4 protein-coding genes are annotated in these 4,566 nt (G+C 58.4%); 3 read left to right on the forward strand and 1 reads right to left on the reverse strand.

The window, feature by feature from the left end:
- Nucleotides 1-642, reverse strand: a 642-nt coding sequence (locus tag IM273_RS10465; protein WP_226857937.1) for an NADPH:quinone reductase, incomplete at its 3' end; no start/stop codon positions are given.
- 66 nt (nucleotides 643-708) lie between these two features.
- On the opposite strand from IM273_RS10465, the gene dnaB reads away from it, so the two are divergent.
- The 3 genes from dnaB (at nucleotide 709) to tyrB (ending at nucleotide 4,520) form a co-directional block, all read left to right on the forward strand.
- Nucleotides 709-2,121, forward strand: a complete 1,413-nt coding sequence (dnaB, locus tag IM273_RS10470) for a replicative DNA helicase (protein ID WP_008503375.1) — start codon at nucleotides 709-711, stop codon at nucleotides 2,119-2,121.
- 16 nt (nucleotides 2,122-2,137) lie between these two features.
- On the forward strand, nucleotides 2,138-3,217 hold the full coding sequence (alr, locus tag IM273_RS10475) for an alanine racemase (protein ID WP_028015170.1): 1,080 nt from the start codon (nucleotides 2,138-2,140) through the stop codon (nucleotides 3,215-3,217).
- A 109-nt stretch (nucleotides 3,218-3,326) separates the two neighbouring features.
- Nucleotides 3,327-4,520, forward strand: a complete 1,194-nt coding sequence (gene tyrB / locus IM273_RS10480) for an aromatic amino acid transaminase (protein WP_045260940.1) — start codon at nucleotides 3,327-3,329, stop codon at nucleotides 4,518-4,520.
- Nucleotides 4,521-4,566: the final 46 nt, after the last annotated feature.

Genomic DNA, 4,566 nt, shown 5'->3' on the forward strand with positions numbered 1-4,566 from the left:
ATACACGACGCGTACTTTTTTGCCGCCGGTGATCTCTTTTAGCCGCTCGACGATGCTCTCTTCACGGTAGTTAATCACCTGCCAGGCGCCCGCCTGCAGCGCGCGCTGCGCTTTTTGGGCATTGCCTGTGGTGCCGATCAGCTTCGCGCCTAAGGCTTTCGCCCACTGGCAGGCGATGAGCCCGACGCCGCCCGCCGCGGCATGAAACAGGAACTGCTCGTCGGGTTTAATCTCGTAGGTTTTACGCAGCAGGTAGTAAACGGTTAAGCCTTTCAGGAAGGAGGCCGCCGCCTGCTCAAAGGAGATGGCGTTAGGCAGCAGGGCGGCTTTGTCCGCCGGGACGTTGTGGACGGAGCTATAGGCGCCCAGGGCAGACTGTGCATACACCACACGATCGCCTTCTTTGATGTGCTTAACCGCACTGCCCACTTTGCTGACGATGCCGGCCGCTTCAGTGCCCAGGCCGCTCGGCATTGACGGAGGCGGGTAGAGACCGCCGCGAATATAGGTATCAATGTAGTTAATGCCGATAGCTCTGTTTTCCACCTGAATTTCGTTCTCGCCAGGCGCAGCGGGGGTAAACTCCACTGCTTTCAGCACTTCAGGACCGCCGTGTTTCTGGAACTCAATGCGCGTTGCCATGCTCCCTCCGTAAGAAAAATATGGTAATCTTTCGACCCACTCTTTATCTCGGTAACTCCATTCACTATGGCAGGAAACAAACCCTTCAACAAACAGACTGAACCTCGCGAGCGTGATTTCCAGGTCGCAGGGTTAAAAGTCCCGCCGCACTCGATTGAAGCGGAACAGTCGGTGTTGGGCGGTTTAATGCTGGATAACGAACGCTGGGACGACGTCGCCGAGCGCGTAGTGTCTGAAGATTTCTACACCCGTCCGCACCGCCATATCTTTACCGAAATGGCGCGCCTGCAGGAGTCCGGCAGCCCGATTGACCTGATCACGCTCGCGGAATCGCTGGAGCGTCAGGGGCAGCTGGACAGCGTCGGCGGCTTTGCCTACCTGGCAGAGCTGTCAAAAAACACGCCAAGTGCGGCGAACATCAGCGCTTACGCCGACATCGTGCGCGAACGTGCCGTCGTTCGCGAGATGATCTCGGTAGCGAACGAAATCGCCGAAGCCGGATTCGACCCGCAGGGCCGCACCAGCGAAGACCTGCTCGACCTTGCCGAGTCCCGCGTCTTCAAAATCGCCGAAAGCCGCGCCAACAAAGACGAAGGCCCGAAAAACATCGCCGACGTGCTCGACGCCACCGTTGCGCGTATAGAGCAGCTTTTCCAGCAGCCGCACGACGGTGTGACCGGGGTGAACACCGGCTATGACGATCTGAACAAAAAAACTGCCGGTTTACAGCCGTCGGATTTAATTATCGTCGCGGCGCGTCCGTCGATGGGTAAAACGACATTTGCGATGAACCTCGTCGAAAATGCGGCGATGCTACAAGATAAGCCCGTACTTATTTTCAGCCTTGAGATGCCCTCTGAGCAGATCATGATGCGTTCTCTGGCATCCCTGTCGCGCGTGGATCAGACCCGCATCCGTACCGGCCAGCTCGACGATGAGGACTGGGCGCGCATCTCCGGCACCATGGGCATTTTGCTGGAAAAACGGAACATCTATATCGATGACTCCTCCGGCCTGACGCCGACGGAAGTGCGCTCCCGCGCGCGCCGCATCGCCCGTGAACACGGCGGCATCGGCCTTATCATGATCGACTACCTTCAACTGATGCGCGTCCCGTCGCTCTCCGACAACCGTACGCTGGAAATTGCAGAGATTTCCCGCTCGCTCAAGGCGTTAGCTAAAGAGCTGCACGTGCCGGTAGTGGCGCTGTCGCAGCTTAACCGCTCCCTGGAACAGCGTGCAGACAAACGCCCGGTCAACTCCGACCTGCGTGAATCCGGCTCCATTGAGCAGGATGCCGACTTAATCATGTTCATCTACCGTGATGAGGTCTATCACGAGAACAGCGACCTGAAAGGGATCGCCGAAATTATTATTGGTAAGCAACGTAACGGCCCCATCGGTACGGTACGTCTGACCTTTAACGGCCAGTGGTCGCGTTTCGACAACTATGCCGGTCCTCAATATGATGATGAGTAATTTCTAAGGAATTCAAATGCAAGCGGCAACTGTTGTGATTAACCGCCGCGCTCTGCGACACAACCTGCAACGTCTGCGTGAACTGGCGCCCGCCAGCAGGCTCGTTGCAGTCGTGAAAGCGAACGCTTACGGACACGGTCTTCTTGAGACCGCGCGAACGCTCCCCGATGCCGACGCCTTTGGCGTCGCCCGTCTCGAAGAAGCTCTCCGCCTGCGCGCAGGCGGCATTACGCAACCGATTCTGCTCCTCGAAGGCTTTTTTGAAGCCTCGGATCTGCCGACCATTGCAGACCAGCAGCTGCACACGGCGGTACACAACGAAGAACAACTGGCCGCGCTGGAAACGGCTGAACTGAGCGAGCCGGTCACCGTCTGGATGAAGCTCGATACGGGCATGCACAGGCTGGGCGTGCGCCCGGAAAACGCGGAGGCGTTTTATCAGCGTTTGTGCCAGTGCAAAAATGTGCGTCAGCCGGTCAATATCGTCAGCCACTTTGCCCGTGCCGATGAGCCCGAATGCGGCGCAACCGAGCAGCAGCTTGATATCTTCAACACCTTCTGCGAAGGCAAGCCGGGAATGCGCTCCATTGCGGCATCCGGCGGCATTCTGCTGTGGCCGCAGTCCCACTTCGACTGGGCGCGTCCGGGCATTATCCTGTATGGCGTTTCCCCGCTTGAGAATAAACCCTGGGGGCCGGACTTAGGCTTTAAGCCGGTGATGTCGTTGGTATCAAAGCTGATTGCCGTGCGGGAGCACAAAGCGGGCGAGCCGGTGGGTTACGGCGGTACCTGGACCAGCGAGCGCGACACGCGGCTTGGCGTGGTGGCGATGGGCTACGGCGACGGCTATCCGCGCGCGGCACCAACGGGCACGCCGGTGCTGGTCAATGGTCGTGAAGTGAAAATTGTCGGCCGCGTGGCGATGGACATGATTTGCGTGGATCTTGGGCCCGGCGCGCAGGATAAAGCGGGCGACGATGCGGTGATGTGGGGTGAAGGTCTGCCCGTTGAACGCATTGCTGAGATTACAAAAGTGAGTGCTTACGAACTTATTACGCGTCTGACGTCGCGGGTGGCGATGAAATACATCGACTGAGCTTTAACGGGATGCGATGCATCCCGCTTCTGTTAACATCCCCTCGATCTTATTCCGCTTCCGGTTTATTGTTGAAAACCCTGCCTCATAATAATCCGGAGAACATCGCGTGTTTCAGAAAGTAGACGCCTACGCCGGCGACCCTATTCTCTCCTTGATGGAGCGTTTCAAAGAAGATCCTCGCAGCGATAAAGTGAACCTCAGCATCGGTCTGTATTACAACGAGGATGGCATCATTCCTCAACTGAAAGCCGTTGCCGAAGCCGAAGCACGTCTTAACGCAACCCCGCACGGTGCTTCGCTTTATTTGCCGATGGAAGGGTTAAACACCTACCGTAATACGATTGCGCCGCTGCTGTTTGGTGCGGACCACGCGGTGCTCGCGCAAAAGCGCGTGGCGACTATCCAGACGCTGGGCGGCTCGGGTGCGCTGAAGGTAGGCGCTGATTTCCTGAAAAAATATTTCCCGGATTCCGGCGTGTGGGTCAGCGACCCGACGTGGGAAAACCACGTGGCCATCTTTGAAGGCGCGGGCTTTAAGGTCGAGACCTATCCGTGGTTCGACAGCGAAACCAATGGCGTGCGCGTCGAAGCGCTGCTGGAAAAACTGAACACCCTGCCGGCGCGCAGCATCGTGCTGCTGCACCCATGCTGCCATAACCCAACGGGTGCGGACCTCACCAATGCCCAGTGGGATGCGGTGATCGAGGTGCTGAAGGCACGTAACCTGATCCCGTTCCTCGACATCGCCTATCAGGGCTTTGGCGCGGGCATGGAAGAAGATGCTTACGCCATCCGCGCCGTTGCCAGCGCCGGGCTGCCAGCGCTGGTCAGCAACTCCTTCTCAAAAATCTTCTCTCTCTACGGCGAGCGCGTTGGCGGTCTGTCCGTGGTGTGTGAAGACGCCGAAGCCGCGGGGCGCGTTCTCGGCCAACTGAAAGCGACGGTCCGCCGTATTTACTCCAGCCCGCCGAACTTTGGTGCGCAGGTGGTGGCGACCGTTCTGGGAGACGAACAGCTGAAAGCCACCTGGCTTGCGGAAGTGGAAGCGATGCGCAAGCGCATTCTGTCGATGCGTCAGGAACTTGTTAACGTGCTGAAAGAGGCGGTGCCGGGGCATAACTTCGACTATCTGCTCAAGCAGCGCGGGATGTTCAGCTATACCGGACTGAGCGCGGCACAGGTCGATCGCCTGCGTGACGAGTTCGGCGTCTACCTGATCGCCAGCGGCCGTATGTGCGTGGCGGGCCTGAATGCCGGCAACGTCCAGCGCGTGGCGCAGGCGTTTGCTGCTGTAATGTAAATGCTCACTAACCCAGCCCTCTCCCCGTGGGTGTACGGTCCGGGGA

This window comes from Enterobacter cloacae complex sp. P13B, from assembly GCF_014895915.1.
Lineage (GTDB): Bacteria > Pseudomonadota > Gammaproteobacteria > Enterobacterales > Enterobacteriaceae > Enterobacter > Enterobacter bugandensis.

Coding starts and splice junctions, on each gene's coding strand:
- dnaB (WP_008503375.1), top strand. CDS start 709: ATGGCAGGAAACAAACCCTTCAACAAACAGACTGAACCTCGCGAGCGT.
- alr (WP_028015170.1), top strand. CDS start 2,138: ATGCAAGCGGCAACTGTTGTGATTAACCGCCGCGCTCTGCGACACAAC.